The organism is Clostridium sp. CM039 (assembly GCF_055081075.1).
Window position 1 is genome coordinate 2,039,216 of sequence record NZ_CM143649.1, and the last position, 17,316, is coordinate 2,056,531.

Genomic DNA, 17,316 nt, shown 5'->3' on the forward strand with positions numbered 1-17,316 from the left:
ACGGTCCTTGATTTTTCTACTTTACGCTACAACATCTTTCTTTTCTACTTTTTTATTTCTTTTTTTTCTAATATTAAGAACTATAGTAGAACCAAAGAGTCCACCAATAATTCCACCACATATGGCAAATAATATAGCAAAAATAACTGATTTAGGTTCATTGAAACCAAATGGTGCTAATAATCCAGGAATAGGTGCAGCTGTACCCGGAGCATTATTTATTATTTTAAAATAAGCAGCACTTAAACCAGCTAGTGCACCTCCTATAAAGTTTGAAAAAAATATAGGAGGTGCATTTGAAGTTACTATATCAGCCTGTGTTAGCGGTTCAAGCATCACACCTATTATGTTACTTTTATCACCAAGTTTAAGTCTTTTGAATACTATACCATCTGAAAAAGCTCCACCAACACAGGCAATAGATGCTATCCCCATTGCAAGACCTTGTAACCCAAGCATCGCGGTTAGTGCCATAGCACTTAAAGGAGATGTACATATCATCTTCATAATTCCACCTAATAAGAACCCCATAATAAAAGGGGATTGATTAGCAGCGACAGTTATCATACTTCCAATACTAAGTAAAGTTGAATTTACTATTGGATCTACCACTAAAGCGATACCCCTAGCAAGTGGTGCAATCAAAATTGCACCAACTATTATATCTAGTCCTTTGGGTAGCTTTTTCTCTAAAATTGGGCCGATAAATGCAATTATATATCCAGCTACAAAGCCTGGAAGAATACCATACCCAAATACTGCAGCACCAGCTGTTACAGCATATATAGGATTCAACCCCATATTTATACTAACTAATATTACAGCAACTACGCCACCCATACTTCCTGAGGAAGCGCCTACTTCACCCAAGAATTTAATGTTTAATAAATTTCCGCTTATATATTTATGTATCGCTTCTACTAAAAATGTTGCTACAGCAGCATTTGCCAGGCCTGACATAGCTTTTTGACCTTTAGGCATTTTTAAACTAAAAAGTGAAAACAAGAACAATGTAAAAAGTAATAATCCTATACCTTTAATTAATACAAACAAATTTATCCCCCTTTTCATTTTGAAATACTATCATTTATTATACTTGTTTAATTTGTTAGTTCTTATATTTGTAATATTTATCCTTGCAGCGAAATTTAAAGTTTTACAATCTAATAATAACATTCCAATATACATGTTACAATCAAATTATAAAACAAAACCTGAATGAAATTTTCAAAGGGACAGTTAATAATTTATACAAATTATTAACTGTCCCTTTTCTTTACTTGCTACTTTCCAAGTGGGTGACACCTTTTTTTGCCTTATCACAATAGTAATACATTGCCTCACTTAAGAACTTAGCTAGACCTTCTTTATACTTATCAATATTAGCTGTAAATCGTTCATCACAAACATATAAATCTCCAAGTCCTCTAAATATTTCTATAGTACAATTGTAGAAGTTATCTGTAATTTGCTGTCTTAGCTCGCCTACTGCCTTTTGAACTTCCGAATGTTCTACACCTTTATCCATATTATCTACAATTTTCTTGTATATTTGTCCACTTGTTGTATTGATTCTGGCCCAATCATCTTTTGTGTACTTTGAGGTTTTTTTCACGCTTTCCTTGTATTCATCAGAGTTACCATATTTTTGCTTTGTTTCCTCTGCATATTTTTCTTTATGTGCCTCTATTCCAGTCATATCAAATCCCTCAAACATTTCCTTCTTATTCATATCTGTTCCCCCTTCAATGGAATCTATAGTTTTATTTACAGATTTTATTATCTTATCAAGTCTCTTCTTTTTTTCTATCAGTAGCTCTTTATGTGTCATTAACGCATGTTTTCTATCAAAACCTGGATTATCTAAAATTTCTTTTATTTCTTGCAAAGTAAAATCCAGTTCTTTAAAAAATAAAACTTGCTGTAATCTTTCAATGTCCATCTCAGTGTAAAGTCTGTATCCTGCTGTTGTTACAGAATCTGGCTTTAGAATACCTACTTGATCATAATGATGAAGTGTACGTACGCTTACTCCAACCATGTCAGCTACTTCTTTTATTTTGTAGGACATAAAATCATCTCCTTCGTTCTTTATTAATCATCATCAATACCGAATCAGCTTTGCATCTTCATAAACTAAAGTGTCGTTACCCTAGAAATCCCTTCTCTATTTTCTTCCCTACAAATCTATAATAATCTATAACGTAACGTTAGCGTCAATATATTTTTCAATAATATTTTAAATTTTATTTATGTACGTAGAAATAATGTCTAATTGACATACTTAATTATATGAAGTAAACTTTATTAATATAAAACTTAAATAAGACAGTTCTAAACCATCCTGTCTATAAACAAAACTAGGACGTTAAGGGCGTTTTACGCCCTTTTTTATTTTTTAGGAGGATTTAAAATGAAGAAAATAGGCTTAACAACTACCGTACCTGTAGAGGTTCTAATTGCGGCGGGTTATACCCCTGTAGATTTAAATAATGTTTTTATAACCTCTAAGGACTATTTGAAATATATAGACATTGCAGAAAAAGATGGCTTTCCTAAAAGCTTGTGCACTTGGATAAAGGGAATTTATGGAGCGTGCTTAGCAAACGGCATTAAAGAGATAATCGGAGTTGTGGAGGGCGACTGTTCTAATACCAAAGCCCTTATTGAAGTGCTTACGTTAAAAGGAATAAAAGTTTATCCCTTTTCCTTTCCACACAGTCACAAATTAGATGATGTAGAACACGAAATAAATAAATTTATGAGTATCTTTAATGTAACGATTGAAGAAGTTGAAGTAGTTAGAAAAAGGCTAAATGAAATTAGAGCCTTAGCTAAAACAATTGATGAACTAACACATATCCATAATAAGGTAACTGGTTTTGAAAATCATCTATATCAAGTAAGCTTAAGTGATTTTAATGGAGATATAGATACCTTTGAAGTCGAACTTAAAAAATCTATTTGTTATATGAAAAATAAAAAACCAGTAATTAGAAAACTACGACTTGGATATATAGGGGTTCCTCCCATGACTTGCGATATCTATGAATTTGTTGAGAAGTTTAATGCTAATTTTGTATACAATGAAGTTCAAAGAGAATTTGCTTTTCCAAGAGCAGATAAATCACTAAATATATTTCAGCAATATTATGACTACACTTATCCTTATGATACTGACTTTAGGATCAAAGAGTTACAAACGCAAATTGACGAACGTAAACTAGATGGAATAATTCACTACACTCAAGCCTTTTGCTATAGAGCAGTCGAAAATATTATTTTAAAAGAAAAACTAGATATACCCATATTAAATATCGAAGGTGACAAGTTAAATATCTTAGATGCAAGAACAAAACTTAGGTTAGAAGCCTTTCTTGATATGCTACTAGATTTGAAGGAGGCTGAAAAATGCGAGTGTTAGGAATTGACCTTGGAAGCCGCGAGGTTAAAATTGTTTTAATGGAAAATAATAAGATAATACAGAAGGCTAAAGTAAGTACCATGAGCTTTTACAGAAATTACTGCGACTTTGATGGTAAGATTGTTGTTAATTTAGATAAGCTTGATATTAGGCAAATTGATAAGGCAGTATCTACAGGCTACGGAAGAAATAATATTGACTTATTGTTATTCACACCAATAAATGAGATAAAGGCCCACGTGTATGGGGGGCTCTATCAAACTGGCTTAAAAGATTTTATACTTTTAGATGTAGGTGGCCAAGATGTTAAGGTTGTAAAAGTAGAAAAAGGCATCACCACTGACCTAGAGCTTAATGAAAAATGTGCTGCTTCCTGTGGTAGATATTTAGAGAATATGGCAAATGTACTTGAAATATCTCTTGATGACATGAGTGTGAATTATGAAAATCCTGTAGAACTTAATTCAACATGTGCTGTGTTTTCTGAGTCAGAGTTAATTGGAAAAATAGCTGAAGGTGTAAGTATAGAAAACTTATGTTCCAGTGTTAACTATTCTCTATACAAGAGACTTCAACCTCTTTTAAGTAGATTTAAAGGTAAAAAATTAATTTTAACTGGTGGTGTTGCTAATAATACCGCACTAAAAAGATATTTAAAAGAAGATTATGAAGAGATAGTATCAATTGAGCATCCACAATTTAATGGAGCCATTGGATGTTGCTATTATGGAGATAAGTTTTTATAAACTTACTCTTTTTTTATCATAAAAGCCCACCCTACTTTGATAGAGTGAGCTTTTACTTCTATGTTATTAGAAACAAGGTATTTAAAATAACTAATTGTTATAGTAAAGACTCTCAGTTGCATATTCTGCATCACAGGTTATATCTATGCCAAGTTTTCTAAAAGTTTGCTCATCATTTGTACTTATGATTGTAGTTGAGTGAGCTTGACATCCTTTTAGCATTACTAATTTATCCATGGCTACCTTTGCTGTTGGATTTGTAGCAGCACATATACTAAGGGCAATTAACACATTTTCACAATCTAAAGCTGGTTTCTTACTACCTAATGTTTTTGATTTTAGATTTATAATTGGCTCAAGTATAACTGGAGAAATAAGGTGAATCTCGTCATTTATATTTGCAAAATATTTAACAGCATTTAAAATTATGGCAGCTGTTGCATCCATTACAGATGAACTTTTACTAGTTACTATTGTTCCATCATTAAGCTCCATTGCCATTGCTGGGCAAGTTTCATTTTTACTCGAACATTGTTTTAAAGCCGACGAGCGTTCTCTTGCAGGAATAACAACTTTCCTATCTTGCTGTTTTAAATTAAGCTCTTCCATAAGAAGCTTTACCCGCTCGAAGGTTTCTTTATCTATGTAACCTTTTTTATACTCACATCCTGTTTTGAAATACCTTCTTATTATCTCTTGTCTAGATGCTTCTTTAATAACCGTATCGTCAATAATTCCAAAGCCTACTCTGTTAACTCCCATATCTGTTGGAGATTTATAAACAGCTTCTTCATTTGTTATCCTTTCTATAATTCGCCTAAGTACAGGGAAAGTTTCAATATCGCGATTATAGTTTACGGATATTTTATCATAAGCATCAAAGTGGAATGAATCCAGCATATTTACATCGTTAAGATCCGCTGTTGCAGCTTCATAGGCTATATTTAAAGGATGCTTTAAAGGAATATTCCATACTGGAAAGGTTTCAAACTTTGAATAACCGGCTGCTCTGCCTTGCTTATGTTCATGATAAAGCTGACTAAGGCAAGTAGCTAACTTGCCACTTCCTGGCCCTGGTGCTGTTACAACTACAATAGATTTTGTTGTTTCAATATATGGATTTTTGCCATATCCCTCATCACTTACAATTGCATCTACATCTGTAGGATATCCTTTGGTTGCCCTATGTTTGTATACTTTTATTCCTCTACGCTCTAGCTTATTTATAAAAATCGTAGTTGCTGGTTGCCCATCATATCTGGTTATTACAACACTATTTACATCAAGATCATATTCACGTAAATCATCAATTAATCTTAAAACATCAACATCATATGTAATACCGAAATCCCCTCTAATTTTGTTTCGCTCGATATCTCCTGCATATACACAAATAATGACTTCAACTTTTTCTTTTAATTTATGTAGTAACTTAATCTTTGCATTTTCATCAAATCCTGGTAAAACTCTTTTTGCATGAAGGTCATTGAAAAGTTTCCCCCCAAATTCTAAATATAATTTATCGTAATTATTAACTCTTTCTAAAATATATTTTGATTGTTCTTCTAAATATTTTTTCTGATCAAATCCTATTTTCATTTTTACTCCTCACTAACAACATTATTTTTTAGATATATTATACCCAATATTTCTCCATGATACTATAATTGAATATGCTTTTACAACTTTATATTATTACACAATTTCAGTTTAAAGTAAACTTTATATTGAGTTGACATACCTCATAACTTATAGTAAAATTAGTAATAATAAAACCTAATAAGACAGTTCTAAACCATCCTGTCTATAAACAAAACTAGGACGTAACTACCGTTTTAGGTAGCTTTTTTTGTATGAGGGTAGATTATGCCCTTTTTTATTTACAAAAAATTATAAACATGAAAAATAAAATGATTTTTTCGAAATATTAAGGATATTAACATAAATATTAAGAGGAGTGAACCCATGTATATTTTAAAGACAGAACACAGCTTTGACAGTGCACATTTTCTTTCTGGTTATAAAGGAAAGTGTTCAAATATTCACGGACATAGATGGAAAGTTGAAGTTTACGTTCAATCAGAAACCTTGGCACAAGGCGGACAACTTGACGGCATGATAATAGATTTTGGTGATCTAAAAAAAGATGTTAAAGATATGGTAGATTCTTATGACCATGCCTTAATAGTGCAAGAAGATACCATGAGAAGCGAAACCTTAAATTGTCTAAAGCAAGATGGCTTTAATGTAATTCTGGTTGATTTTAGACCAACAGCTGAAAACTTTGCATCATTTTTTTTTGAACTAATGAAAGATAAAGGTTATCTTGTAAAAAAAACTACGGTTTATGAAACGCCTACTAATAGTGCATCATATGAAGAAAGCGGGGCACGTTAAAATGAAATACAAAGTAGTTGAAAAATTTATAAGTGTTAATGGAGAAGGTCCTCTGTCAGGACAACTAGTAGTATTTATAAGATTTGCAGGCTGTAATTTACATTGTAGCTATTGCGATACCACCTGGGCCAATAATGAAAATGTTCGTTATGACTTCATGACGCCTGTTGAGATATACAAATATATAAAATCTACTAAAATTAGAAATATAACCTTAACTGGTGGTGAGCCACTGCTTCAAGAAGGAATTATAGAACTATTACAAACGCTCTCTAGCGATAGATCGCTTCATGTTGAAATAGAAACTAATGGTAGTGTTATTTTAGATGAATTTTTAAGTATAGAAAATCCACCAAGCTTTAATATGGATTATAAATTACCTTCAAGTAATATGGAAGATAAAATGACTTTAAATAACTTTAAATATTTAGGTTATAAAGACACAGTTAAATTTGTATCTGGCAGCAGGTCAGATTTACAAAAGGCCAAATTTATAATAGATAAATATGAGCTAACTAGCAAAACAAATGTATATATTAGTCCAGTATTCGGACAAATTGACCTAGAAGAGATTGTAGAATTTATGAAGTATAATAAAATGAATGGTATTAATCTTCAAGTACAACTTCATAAAATCATTTGGGATCCAAATAAGAGAGGTGTGTAAAATATGGCAATTGATACGAAAGCAATTGAAGAACATATAAAAGGTATTTTAATAGCAATAGGTGATGATCCTTCAAGGGAAGGCCTTAAAGATACCCCAACCCGTGTAGCTAAAATGTACGAAGAAGTATTCGCTGGCATGCGATATAGCAATGATGAAATTTCAAAAATGTTTAATACAACATTTGTTGATGATTTAATAGTTGAAGAAGGGTCTCGTGATATGGTAATAATGAAGGATATCCAAATCTTTAGTCATTGCGAACATCATTTAGCTTTAATGTATGATATGAAAGTTACAGTTGCATATGTTCCTACCAAAAAAATTATTGGTTTAAGTAAAATTGCAAGAATAGCTGATATGGTAGGTCGCAGATTACAGCTTCAAGAAAGAATAGGTACAGACATAGCTGAGATTATGCAGATGGTTACTAACTCACGCGATGTGGCTGTTATTATAGAAGGTGAGCATGCCTGCATGACGACCCGTGGAGTAAAAAAGCCAGGCACTAAAACATTGTCAACTACTTTTAGGGGAAGATTTAATACTGATGTGATTTTAAATAATAAATTGATGATGCTTTATAGTAAATAAATAGAGGGTTTATAGTAAATAAGGGGAGGCGTATTAATTATGAATAGAGAAAAAGCAGTAGTAGTATTCAGTGGCGGACAAGATAGCACAACTTGTTTATTTTGGGCGCTGGCGAGATATAAAGAAGTTATAGCTGTATCTTTTGATTACGGTCAAAAACATATATTAGAACTCGAATGTGCAAAGGATATATGTAAAAAGCACGGCGTTGAGCATCATTTTTTAGACTTAAACCTATTAAACCAACTAGCACCAAATTCATTAACAAGAAAAGATATAGAGGTGGACACGTCAGCACCTAAAGATAGTGTACCTAATTCCTTCGTAGATGGAAGAAACTTATTATTCTTAAGTTTTGTAGCTGTGTTTGCAAAGCAAAGAGGTATAAGCAATATTATAACTGGTGTATCTCAAAGTGATTTTAGTGGATACCCAGATTGTAGAGATGTATTTATAAAATCTCTAAATGTTACCTTAAACTTAGCTATGGGTTATGATTTTGTAATTGAAACACCTTTAATGTGGATTAACAAGGCAGAAACTTGGAAAATGGCTTATGATTTAGGTGTACTTGATATAGTTAAAGAGGATACTTTAACTTGTTATAATGGAATAAAAGGTAATGGTTGTGGAGACTGCCCCTCTTGTAAACTAAGAAAAAATGGATATTTAGAATTCAAAGAAAAAAATCTATAAATATTATTTTATAGATTTTTTCTTTTGTTAACCAACTCATTCCTAGATATAATGATTAAATCTCCTATAAGTGTTCCAAAAAAAGAAATAAGGGTGTATACAAAACACCAAATTAGAAAACTTGAATTAAATACAGTAAAGGTTACACTCAACAAACTCCAAAGTTAATCAGTAAAATAACAAGCATTTAATAGATTTAAATCGAAATCAATATAAAAAAAGATGTTCCTCAGTAGATATAATGAACATCTAGTGCTTTAATATACTACATAATAATCCATTACAGAAATTTCTTCAAATCCACAGGATTCATAAAGTCCAAGTGCATTTTTATTTGACCTAGAAACTTCAATAAAAATATTATCTACATTTTTATTATTTAATATATTAAGGGCAGAATTTAAAATTTCTCGTCCATATCCCTTTCTTCGAAAATCTGGAATTACTCCAACTCCATAAATAAACCCCTCATTATCATTTATACAAATATGAATTTTACCTATAATTTCCCCATTAAGCTCAGCCATATAACTAATAAAATTATCATCCACATTAATTGACGGTTTTTCCATGTCCATTTTATCCTCTTTATCATGAGCATCTTTTTTAGGAGTTCCAAAATAAATAGAACTTTGCCTATCAATTTCAACCGCGTCTTCACTTGTTGATGCCAATCTAAGTTTAATTACATTGCTAGGAGTAGCCTCTAATACTTTCTTATTTAAGCACATTTTATACTCTGAACAACCATATTCTGCTCCAATGGAGTTAATAAATGCAAGGCCCGAAACCGATGTATGGTCACATATCATTAACACCTCTTGAGGACATATTCTTTGCCATTCTTCCTTAGCAATTAAATATAGTTTTTTAAAGATTCCTTTTCTACGAAAATTAGGGTGTACCATACCGCTTATTTCTACTGTAGCTCCTCCGAAATTGCATAAGCCTAAATAACCTACTAGAATTTCATTTTCATAATATAGGAACTCTCCAACAATTTTATTTTTTACATTTTTTTTTCTTTGGCGCATTTTAAGACCAAGTTCTAATTTCAAATTAATTTTTTGTTTTTCATAGCAAGCAGCTTCCAAACTTTTAATAGCTTCATATTCTTCTTCATTTAATTCCAACTTTATAGAAATTGTATGATGATAATTATCCATCGTTTTTCCCCCTAATTTAAAAATTCATATTTAAAGTATAATCTACATTTTAGTGTATCTCAATGCAAAAAACATATAAATCAGATGTATAAATTATTGATACATACGATTTATATGTTTTATTTTTATTTTTAATTCTTGCATTATATGTTACTACCCTAAATAAGACACTTTATCAACAATTTAAATTTAGATCCTACTACTATTTTTTTTGCTATTCATATCTCTATATATAACCTTCCAAAAATGTCTAAGCGTATGTACCCATTCATAAAGAAAACCTGTTTTACAAAAGAAAAGCTCATCCTCTTTTGTTTTTACCTTCTGTTTAAATGGATAGTCGTTGAGATTTCCAGAATAACAAATAAACTTTTCCATAATGTCACAAATTTCTGTTGGTGTTATCTGATAGGGTTCTAATGAAGTAAGCTTGATCCCTCCTTGCCTTAATGCTTCCATGACAAATTCAGAACATATATATGTCTTGTAAACAGCATGCTTCTTATTAGAAATAATCCCAATAGCTTGAAGAAAATTATAGTAATATATCTCAGTATCATTATATATATCATATATGAATTTACTTATTAATTCATATTTTCTAACAGTTACTGGTATCCGATATACATTAATAGGAACATCTTTTTCAAGTCCTATGGTAAGCGTAAATGCACTTTCTCTCACTATACCTCCTACAAGGGGATTGCTAATTGAAAATCTACAAAAGGAATACATTTGAATTAAATTTTTATCCAGGCTAATTGATGCATGATTATATTTTTCTTTTAAAAATTTTCTAACTATCTTGCCTGTAGAAGTTGGTGTTCTTGAAATAACAATATAAATATATTTCCCCATTAACTCCTCCTTACAACTTCTAAATACATATCAATTCTTGAAGTATTACAATAATATTGTTTCCATATTATTCATTTATTATGTAATTTTTCAGTAAATTGTTAACCCTCCATATTTTTATTTTTTCCTGCAACTTACCATGTGGGTATAACTTTTAAATTCATGATGTATAATATACCTATACATAATAATTAATGAAGAGGTTATTACAATGAGAAAAGAATATATAAGTTATATAAACGATTTACCTATAAGCATTTCCCTTGAGAATATAAAGGATTATCCAATCCATTGGCATAATTCTATAGAAATAATCTTTGTGCTTGAGGGCACTATTAATGTACTTATAGAATCAGAGAATTATGAAGTATACGCACATGAGCTTGAAATCATAAATTGTGATGAACCCCATAGAATTTATTCAAATGAGAAAAATAAGGTTTTAATTTTTCACTTGGATTTTACATTTTTTGAAAAGTATTATGATGATATGAAAAATATTTATTTTTATACGAACTCTAGTAAAGAAGGTGCACAACATGAAGAAAAATATGATGTTTTAAGGCAATACTTATCTATACTAGCTTGCGAGGTAATACAAAAAAGTGAAAACTTTGACGATCATATAGATGCTGTTTTAGTAAAATTATTATTCCATTTAATAAATAACTTTCACTATCTTACTTATGAGAACGCTTTAAAAGAAAATGTAATGCAATTTCAGAGGTATCATAGAATCATCAAGTACATATATAATAACTACATGAATAAAATTACTTTACAGGATATAGCTAATCAAGAATACTTAAGTTCTTACTATTTATGTCATCAAATAAAAGACATCTCTGGAACAACTTTTAAAGATTTAGTAAATAATGTTCGAGTAGATGAATCTATTAAACTACTATTAGATACTGATAAAACAATCTCAGATATTTCTTTGGATGTTGGCTTTTCTCATGCTAGGTATTATAATAAGAGCTTTAAAGATTACTACAAGTGTACTCCTCTGCAATTCAGAAAAAAATATCATATACCAGAGGAAGAATTTGATAGCTTTAAAAAAGTAGAAACTTATGATTTATCTAGCTCACTTCAGTATTTATCTTATTATTTAGAGGACTATGATAGATTTAACTATACTAACAAAATTATAAAACTCCAAACAGATTTCGCATACCCAAGCACAGAATTACAACATAAATGGAAGGAAAAAATAAATTTAGGACAAGCAAAAGAACTTATTAAAGCACGGGAACAAGGATATTTAAGAGCTATTCAAGATGCTATAGGTTTTAAAAATGGTATAGTTCAAAACCTATTTGGAAAAGAAATGAAAATATATTTCAATGAGAATGTAAGGTTTTTAAACTGGAATGAAGTTGAAAAACTTTTAGAATTCTTAATGGATATATCCCTTGTACCATTAATAATTTTGAATCAGACTTTTGAAGATAAAAGTTCTTTCATAAAACTTTTAGAAAGCTTTATACTATATTTTGCTAATATATATGGAATTGAGGTAGTAAAGCTGTGGAAATTCCAAGCCTCAAAGGATTTATCTGTAGAGTACATAAATATTACTCGCGAAATTTTTGTAAAATATAAATTGCAAAATTTAATAGAGGATCCTTTTAATGTTCCTAAAGCTATAAATACTATTTATGATTCTTCCTATATGCTTCCATATATTATTCATAATTTTATTAACAACAATAGCAGTCTGCTCACCCTAAAAGCTTTTGATACCGTGGAGGAGAACTCAATTTTAAACAACGAATTGTTTTTTGGTTCACCAGGCCTACTTACTTTAGATGGTATAAAGAAAGCTTCCTACTACGCTTATTATTTATTATCAAAACTAGGAAATGAGGTTGTAGACCAAGGTGATGGATATATTATCACAAGGCAAGATGAAGATATCCAGGTCTTACTTTACAGTTACAGTGATGAACTTAATACCCTGATTAAGTTAGAGGATTTATCTAAAGGTAAGGGTAGTAAAAATATTACTGAAAGAAAAATATCATTATCCATTAAAAATTTAGTGCATGACTATAAAGTTATTAAATATGAAATTGGAGAAAAAGTTGGATCAGCTTACGATATTTGGTTACGCATGGGTAAGCCGAAAAGACTGGGTTATGATGAATGGAAAATTCTAACTAAGATTTCTGCTCCCAATATTTCTTTATCTTTTGCAAAAAAAACTGCAGTTTATAATAACATAATAAAGATTGAAGGCTATGGTTCTACCTTAATAGTTCTTCAAGAAGTACAAAAACACCTGTTTTAAGGTGTTTTTGTGTTATTTAAGTATTATCCATTCTCACATGTCAGCAACTTTGTACTTTTTATGTAGCAATTGTGTGAATGTTAAAATATTCATAACAGCGTATAATAATATTAAGGAAACAAATTGATTAAGGAGAAGTGGATTTCATGACAATGAGTAGCGTCACAGAAAGCAATAAAATGTTTGGCGAGGAAAAAATCTGGAAACTGTTATTAAAATTTTCCGTGCCAGCAATAATTTCTTTAATGGTAGCAGAAATGTACAACATGGTAGATTCTATGTTTTTGGGACAATCAATAGGAGCTAATGCAATCGGTGCTTTAACCATAGCCTTTCCAATTCAAAGATTATTTTTAGCTATATCTATGCTTATAGCCATTGGTGCTTCTACCGCCGTTGCAAGAAGCTGTGGAGACGAGGATTTTGAAAATTTAAGAATTATTATACCTAATGCTATAGTTCTAATGTTTATAATAATATCTGTGTTTAGTTTTAGCATTTTTATTTTTCAAGATAAAATTTTACTTAGCTTAGGTGCTTCGCAAAATACATTTCCTCTTGCAAAAGATTATGTAAGTATAATATTAATGGGAGTTTTATTTCAATCCTTTACATTAATTGCATCTTATATTATAACTGCTTTTGGAAACACTAAAATAGTTTTATTAAGTACTTCTATTGGAGCAATTTGTAATGTAATTATAGATTATTTCCTAGTAAATATATTTTCATATGGAGTAAAGGGAGCTGCTATCGCAACAGTAATATCTCAGATAATCGCTTTTATATATGTTTTAATTGTATTTATAAAAATAAAAAAGGGATTAAAATTTTCTTTTAAATTAACCCTTAATAAAGCAGTATCAATTGGAATAATATGTGTTGGGTTTTCAACCTTTATAATAGAGATATCAGATGCCGTAGTCGCTGCTATCTTAAACAATTTACTAGCCTCTTATGGCGGAGATTTGGCCATCGTAACAGTTGGTTTAACTACAAGAGTTTCAATGTTTTTGTTTATGACGATTATGGGTATAAGTTCAGCTATGCAACCTATAGCCGCATATAATTATGGTGCTGGAAATTATACAAGATTAAAAGAAGTTGTTAAAACATCTATAATTGCAGTATCTGTAAGTTCAACTTTATTATGGGCAATATTCATGATCTTTTCAAAACAACTTATAGGATTATTTATAAATGATCCTGCCATTATACAACAGACAGCAAAGGCTTTTAAAGTAGTTATAGCTGTATTCCCTTGCATTGGAGTATATTATTTATCAATCGCCTATTGCCAAGCTATAAATAGAGTTAAAGCCTCTTTAAAATTATCTATTTTTAGACAACTAATAGTATTTATTCCACTAGTATATGCCTTTGTAAGTGGTTTGGATATGGGTGTATTTGGAGCATGGCTTGCTTATCCTGTATCGGACATGATATCCTTCATTACAGCTGCTATATTCATTAAATATACTTATATTTCTTTAGAAATACTAGAGATGCATCAAATTTTCAAGAATAATAAGACTAAACTTAGACTTGCTAATGCAACTATTTAATATTTTATATTTCCAGTAAAAGTCGATGTATAAATTATTACATCGACTTTTAACTAAGCTTTCCTTATTTCACCTTCTTTTATCATTTTTATATCCCCATAAAAGTGCAATTTATTATCAATCACAATGATTCCATCGCCATCATTACATGTATAAACTGTATTGCCCGTATTATTAGAATACTCCTTTAAATCCTCTAAATAATGACTGTGATGATTCCAATGCGGCATAAAGTCAAAATCAACTAGATCTAAAGATGATAAATCTGATAATCCAACTATATCTTCATCACCAAATTGTGCAGCTGATATGTCTTTTGCCATCATTATTGCCCCTGCGCTTAATCCTATAACATAACCTCCATTTTCAACATACCTTCTAAGTCTAGTTATAAAATATCTTTTCTTTAAGCTATTTAAAAAATAATAGGTATTCCCTGATGATAGATATATTACTTCCGATTTAAATATTTTATCTATTTTTTCTATATTACAAAAATAATCTATATCAAAATAATTAAATTCGAAGTTCCCATATTCACTTAACTTATTTTTTGTTTTTTCAAAACACTTTAAATTTCTATCAGTCATTGAAGGTATATAGCTTAAAGTATATTTTTTATCTAAAAATAATTCTTTCATCTTTTTTTTCAAAAAAACATTATCTTTTTCAGTAAAATCGCTTAGCAGAACCAATGCTCCCATATCATCATCTCACTTCCATATTTTTCCCTTAAGTCTTTACTTTTGATAACTTCTAATTATATGTTTCATTTATTTTATATATTATACCTTATTTTTCAAAACCTAGACATTTGTATAGATTTATTGCTTTTTCATTAGCCATAGGTGCACTTCTAAATCTTTGACTTCTTATACTTTTTCAACTCGTGATGCTATTCTATTCTATACAACTACATCTTGACACCTTATGTAATTCTAAATGCTAGCCTTATTATAAAATTGACGCCAAGTTATCTCCCAATATATATATATTGTTAATTTTTGCTTAAAATATAATTTGTTGTATGTTGACAATCTAGATAATATATGTATAATTAGTGTTAACTATAATGGAAAAGAAAAGTAATTGTAATTTCAATTTAAAGATAACCAATAAGTTTACCTTTCATCCTATTATAGGATGATAGGTTTTTTTATTTTTAATTAAATTATCACGTACATTGCTTCACTTTTATAAGAAAGGATGATTAAAATGGATTATATAAAACTATCAGATTTACTGCTACCTAGCATAACCACAACTCCAGAACACTATAGAGAGTTTTATCCAAAAAGAAATCTTAAACCTAATGCTATGGTTACAAGATATGCCCCAAGCCCTACTGGATTCCAGCATCTTGGAGGTGTATTTGCGGCTCTTATATCTGAAAGACTAGCTCATCAAAGCGAAGGAATATTTTATCTTAGAGTAGAGGATACTGACAAAAAGAGAGAGGTTGCTGGCGCCATTGAAGACACCACTAACACTCTAAGGGATTTTGGAATTCTTTTTGATGAAGGAGTTGTAGATTCTGATAATGAAAAGGGTACATATGGACCTTATAAACAAAGCGACAGAATTAGTATATATCATGCTTTTGTAAAATCACTAATAAAAAAAGGATTAGCTTACCCTTGCTTTTGCACTGAAGAAGCTTTAGATAACACAAGGAAAACTCAACAAGAACTTAAGATTAATACAGGGTATCATGGAAAATGGGCTATTCACAGAAATTCTAGTCTTGATGAAATTAATTCTGAGTTATCAAAGGGCACACCTTATGTTATAAGACTTAGATCTCCTGAAGAATCAGGTCGAAGAGTAGTTTGTAATGATTTAATTAAAGGGACTATAAGTATGCCAGAAAATGACCAAGACATTGTGATCCTTAAAACTAATGGGATTCCAACATATCATTTTGCACATGCAGTAGATGATTATTTAATGGGAACAACCCATGTAATCCGTGGTGAAGAGTGGCTTTCGTCTCTTCCTATACATTTGCAACTATTTGAAATGTTAGGATGTACTCCTCCAGAATACGCTCATATACCTACAATTATGAAAATGGATGGGACATCAAAACGTAAGCTCAGTAAAAGAAACGACCCTGAAATTTCCGTAGATTTTTATAAATCTCAAGGTTATCCTTTTATAGCTGTAACTGAGTACCTTGTAAATCTTATTAACTCTAATTTTCAAGAGTGGAGAGATACCCATGAAGATGAACCTTGCACAAACTTTAATATCACCCTTGAAAACATGAGCAAAAGTGGAGCTCTATTTGATATTTTAAAACTTAATGATATTAGTAAAAATGTTATAGCCACTATGGATGCATCCACCGTATACGACCTTTATCTTAATTGGGCTAAACATTATGATACTACAATTGCAAATGAACTAATTGAAAATGAAGATTATTCTAAAAAAATATTTAATATTGAAAGAGAAAATGAAAAGCCAAGAAAAGATTTTGTAAAATGGTTAGATGTAAAAGAACATATTGAATATTTCTTTGATGATCTTTATAAAAACAGCATAAAAGGTAGTTACAATTTCCCTACCCATATACCAATGGATGAGGTAAGAAGAGTACTTACTAGCTATATAGATGTATATGATCATTCCCATGATAATGACACCTGGTTTGCAACCCTTAAAGCGCTAGCACTCGAACTTGGGTATGCAAAAAATGCTAAAACTTATAAAAAGAACCCAGATTTATTTATAGGTCAACTATCAGATGTTGCCACAATAGTAAGGGTAGCAATAACCAATAAAACACAAACTCAAGATTTACATGAAGTAATGCAGGTTATGGGTGAAAACCGTGTTATTGAAAGATTAAGTCAAAATTTTATTTAAGAAATAAAATTGCCACCTACATGTAGGTGGCAATTT

Annotated in this window: 16 protein-coding genes; 9 read left to right on the forward strand and 7 right to left on the reverse strand. The window is 30.4% G+C overall.

Annotated features, from left to right (window positions below):
- Positions 1 to 21 precede the first annotated feature (21 nt).
- Together ACWJJ2_RS09635 and ACWJJ2_RS09640 are read right to left on the reverse strand one after the other, a co-directional pair.
- Entirely contained in the window at positions 22 to 1,053 is a 1,032-nt protein-coding gene (locus ACWJJ2_RS09635) for a PTS sugar transporter subunit IIC (protein WP_462953172.1), read from the reverse strand.
- Positions 1,054 to 1,276: 223 nt separating this feature from the next.
- On the reverse strand, positions 1,277 to 2,071 hold the full coding sequence (locus ACWJJ2_RS09640; RefSeq protein WP_165413910.1) for a MerR family transcriptional regulator: 795 nt from the start codon (positions 2,069 to 2,071) through the stop codon (positions 1,277 to 1,279).
- A 342-nt stretch (positions 2,072 to 2,413) separates the two neighbouring features.
- Between ACWJJ2_RS09640 and ACWJJ2_RS09645 the strand changes: the two genes are divergently transcribed.
- Together ACWJJ2_RS09645 and ACWJJ2_RS09650 are read left to right on the forward strand one after the other, a co-directional pair.
- The gene (locus tag ACWJJ2_RS09645) at positions 2,414 to 3,424 is read left to right on the forward strand and encodes a 2-hydroxyacyl-CoA dehydratase family protein (protein ID WP_462953173.1); all 1,011 of its coding nucleotides are present in this window, start codon (positions 2,414 to 2,416) and stop codon (positions 3,422 to 3,424) included.
- Positions 3,412 to 4,170, forward strand: coding sequence for an acyl-CoA dehydratase activase (locus tag ACWJJ2_RS09650; RefSeq protein WP_220319925.1), 759 nt, complete (start codon positions 3,412 to 3,414; stop codon positions 4,168 to 4,170). The genes ACWJJ2_RS09645 and ACWJJ2_RS09650 overlap by 13 nt, the downstream gene beginning before the upstream one ends.
- 90 nt (positions 4,171 to 4,260) lie before the next feature.
- Here the strand turns inward: ACWJJ2_RS09650 and ACWJJ2_RS09655 are convergent, their stop codons facing one another.
- Positions 4,261 to 5,769 (reverse strand): DUF1846 domain-containing protein, encoded by a 1,509-nt coding sequence (locus ACWJJ2_RS09655; protein WP_165413913.1) that lies wholly within the window; start codon positions 5,767 to 5,769, stop codon positions 4,261 to 4,263.
- A 366-nt stretch (positions 5,770 to 6,135) separates the two neighbouring features.
- Here ACWJJ2_RS09655 and queD point away from each other — a divergent pair, with 366 nt between their 5' ends.
- Genes queD through queC form a run of 4 tightly spaced genes read left to right on the forward strand, consistent with a single transcriptional unit; the run spans position 6,136 to position 8,524 of the window.
- The gene (gene queD / locus ACWJJ2_RS09660) at positions 6,136 to 6,567 is read left to right on the forward strand and encodes a 6-carboxytetrahydropterin synthase QueD (RefSeq protein WP_216302734.1); all 432 of its coding nucleotides are present in this window, start codon (positions 6,136 to 6,138) and stop codon (positions 6,565 to 6,567) included.
- 1 nt (position 6,568) lies between these two features.
- The gene (gene queE / locus ACWJJ2_RS09665) at positions 6,569 to 7,234 is read left to right on the forward strand and encodes a putative 7-carboxy-7-deazaguanine synthase QueE (protein WP_462953174.1); all 666 of its coding nucleotides are present in this window, start codon (positions 6,569 to 6,571) and stop codon (positions 7,232 to 7,234) included.
- A gap of 3 nt (positions 7,235 to 7,237) precedes the next feature.
- The gene (gene folE / locus ACWJJ2_RS09670; protein ID WP_216302732.1) at positions 7,238 to 7,828 is read left to right on the forward strand and encodes a GTP cyclohydrolase I FolE; all 591 of its coding nucleotides are present in this window, start codon (positions 7,238 to 7,240) and stop codon (positions 7,826 to 7,828) included.
- 39 nt (positions 7,829 to 7,867) lie between these two features.
- A complete protein-coding gene (gene queC / locus ACWJJ2_RS09675) occupies positions 7,868 to 8,524 on the forward strand; it encodes a 7-cyano-7-deazaguanine synthase QueC (RefSeq protein ID WP_216302731.1) in 657 nt (218 codons plus the stop codon).
- Positions 8,525 to 8,532: 8 nt separating this feature from the next.
- Here queC and ACWJJ2_RS09680 read toward each other — a convergent pair whose 3' ends face one another.
- The 3 genes from ACWJJ2_RS09680 to ACWJJ2_RS09690 all read right to left on the reverse strand — a co-directional run bounded on the left by ACWJJ2_RS09680 (position 8,533) and on the right by ACWJJ2_RS09690 (position 10,548).
- Positions 8,533 to 8,679, reverse strand: a complete 147-nt coding sequence (locus ACWJJ2_RS09680; RefSeq protein ID WP_369811888.1) for a DUF2651 family protein — start codon at positions 8,677 to 8,679, stop codon at positions 8,533 to 8,535.
- Between the two features lie 102 nt (positions 8,680 to 8,781).
- Positions 8,782 to 9,690 carry a GNAT family N-acetyltransferase gene (locus tag ACWJJ2_RS09685; RefSeq protein ID WP_216302729.1) on the reverse strand — a complete coding sequence of 303 codons (909 nt, stop codon included), beginning with the start codon at positions 9,688 to 9,690 and terminating at the stop codon, positions 8,782 to 8,784.
- Positions 9,691 to 9,879: 189 nt separating this feature from the next.
- The gene (locus tag ACWJJ2_RS09690; RefSeq protein ID WP_216302728.1) at positions 9,880 to 10,548 is read right to left on the reverse strand and encodes a hypothetical protein; all 669 of its coding nucleotides are present in this window, start codon (positions 10,546 to 10,548) and stop codon (positions 9,880 to 9,882) included.
- 211 nt (positions 10,549 to 10,759) lie between these two features.
- Between ACWJJ2_RS09690 and ACWJJ2_RS09695 the strand changes: the two genes are divergently transcribed.
- Together ACWJJ2_RS09695 and ACWJJ2_RS09700 are read left to right on the forward strand one after the other, a co-directional pair.
- Positions 10,760 to 12,844 carry a helix-turn-helix domain-containing protein gene (locus ACWJJ2_RS09695; protein ID WP_216302727.1) on the forward strand — a complete coding sequence of 695 codons (2,085 nt, stop codon included), beginning with the start codon at positions 10,760 to 10,762 and terminating at the stop codon, positions 12,842 to 12,844.
- Positions 12,845 to 12,990: 146 nt separating this feature from the next.
- The gene (locus tag ACWJJ2_RS09700) at positions 12,991 to 14,409 is read left to right on the forward strand and encodes an MATE family efflux transporter (RefSeq protein WP_216302726.1); all 1,419 of its coding nucleotides are present in this window, start codon (positions 12,991 to 12,993) and stop codon (positions 14,407 to 14,409) included.
- A gap of 53 nt (positions 14,410 to 14,462) precedes the next feature.
- On the opposite strand, the gene ACWJJ2_RS09705 is transcribed toward ACWJJ2_RS09700, so the two are convergent.
- Complete coding sequence (locus ACWJJ2_RS09705) at positions 14,463 to 15,113, reverse strand: Type 1 glutamine amidotransferase-like domain-containing protein (protein ID WP_216302725.1); 651 nt, start codon at positions 15,111 to 15,113, stop codon at positions 14,463 to 14,465.
- A 511-nt stretch (positions 15,114 to 15,624) separates the two neighbouring features.
- On the opposite strand from ACWJJ2_RS09705, the gene gltX reads away from it, so the two are divergent.
- On the forward strand, positions 15,625 to 17,280 hold the full coding sequence (gltX, locus tag ACWJJ2_RS09710) for a glutamate--tRNA ligase (RefSeq protein WP_462953175.1): 1,656 nt from the start codon (positions 15,625 to 15,627) through the stop codon (positions 17,278 to 17,280).
- Positions 17,281 to 17,316: the final 36 nt, after the last annotated feature.

Coding starts and splice junctions, on each gene's coding strand:
- ACWJJ2_RS09640 (WP_165413910.1), bottom strand. CDS start 2,071: ATGTCCTACAAAATAAAAGAAGTAGCTGACATGGTTGGAGTAAGCGTA.
- ACWJJ2_RS09645 (WP_462953173.1), top strand. CDS start 2,414: ATGAAGAAAATAGGCTTAACAACTACCGTACCTGTAGAGGTTCTAATT.
- ACWJJ2_RS09650 (WP_220319925.1), top strand. CDS start 3,412: ATGCGAGTGTTAGGAATTGACCTTGGAAGCCGCGAGGTTAAAATTGTT.
- ACWJJ2_RS09655 (WP_165413913.1), bottom strand. CDS start 5,769: ATGAAAATAGGATTTGATCAGAAAAAATATTTAGAAGAACAATCAAAA.
- queD (WP_216302734.1), top strand. CDS start 6,136: ATGTATATTTTAAAGACAGAACACAGCTTTGACAGTGCACATTTTCTT.
- queE (WP_462953174.1), top strand. CDS start 6,569: ATGAAATACAAAGTAGTTGAAAAATTTATAAGTGTTAATGGAGAAGGT.
- folE (WP_216302732.1), top strand. CDS start 7,238: ATGGCAATTGATACGAAAGCAATTGAAGAACATATAAAAGGTATTTTA.
- queC (WP_216302731.1), top strand. CDS start 7,868: ATGAATAGAGAAAAAGCAGTAGTAGTATTCAGTGGCGGACAAGATAGC.
- ACWJJ2_RS09685 (WP_216302729.1), bottom strand. CDS start 9,690: ATGGATAATTATCATCATACAATTTCTATAAAGTTGGAATTAAATGAA.
- ACWJJ2_RS09690 (WP_216302728.1), bottom strand. CDS start 10,548: ATGGGGAAATATATTTATATTGTTATTTCAAGAACACCAACTTCTACA.
- ACWJJ2_RS09695 (WP_216302727.1), top strand. CDS start 10,760: ATGAGAAAAGAATATATAAGTTATATAAACGATTTACCTATAAGCATT.
- ACWJJ2_RS09700 (WP_216302726.1), top strand. CDS start 12,991: ATGACAATGAGTAGCGTCACAGAAAGCAATAAAATGTTTGGCGAGGAA.
- ACWJJ2_RS09705 (WP_216302725.1), bottom strand. CDS start 15,113: ATGGGAGCATTGGTTCTGCTAAGCGATTTTACTGAAAAAGATAATGTT.
- gltX (WP_462953175.1), top strand. CDS start 15,625: ATGGATTATATAAAACTATCAGATTTACTGCTACCTAGCATAACCACA.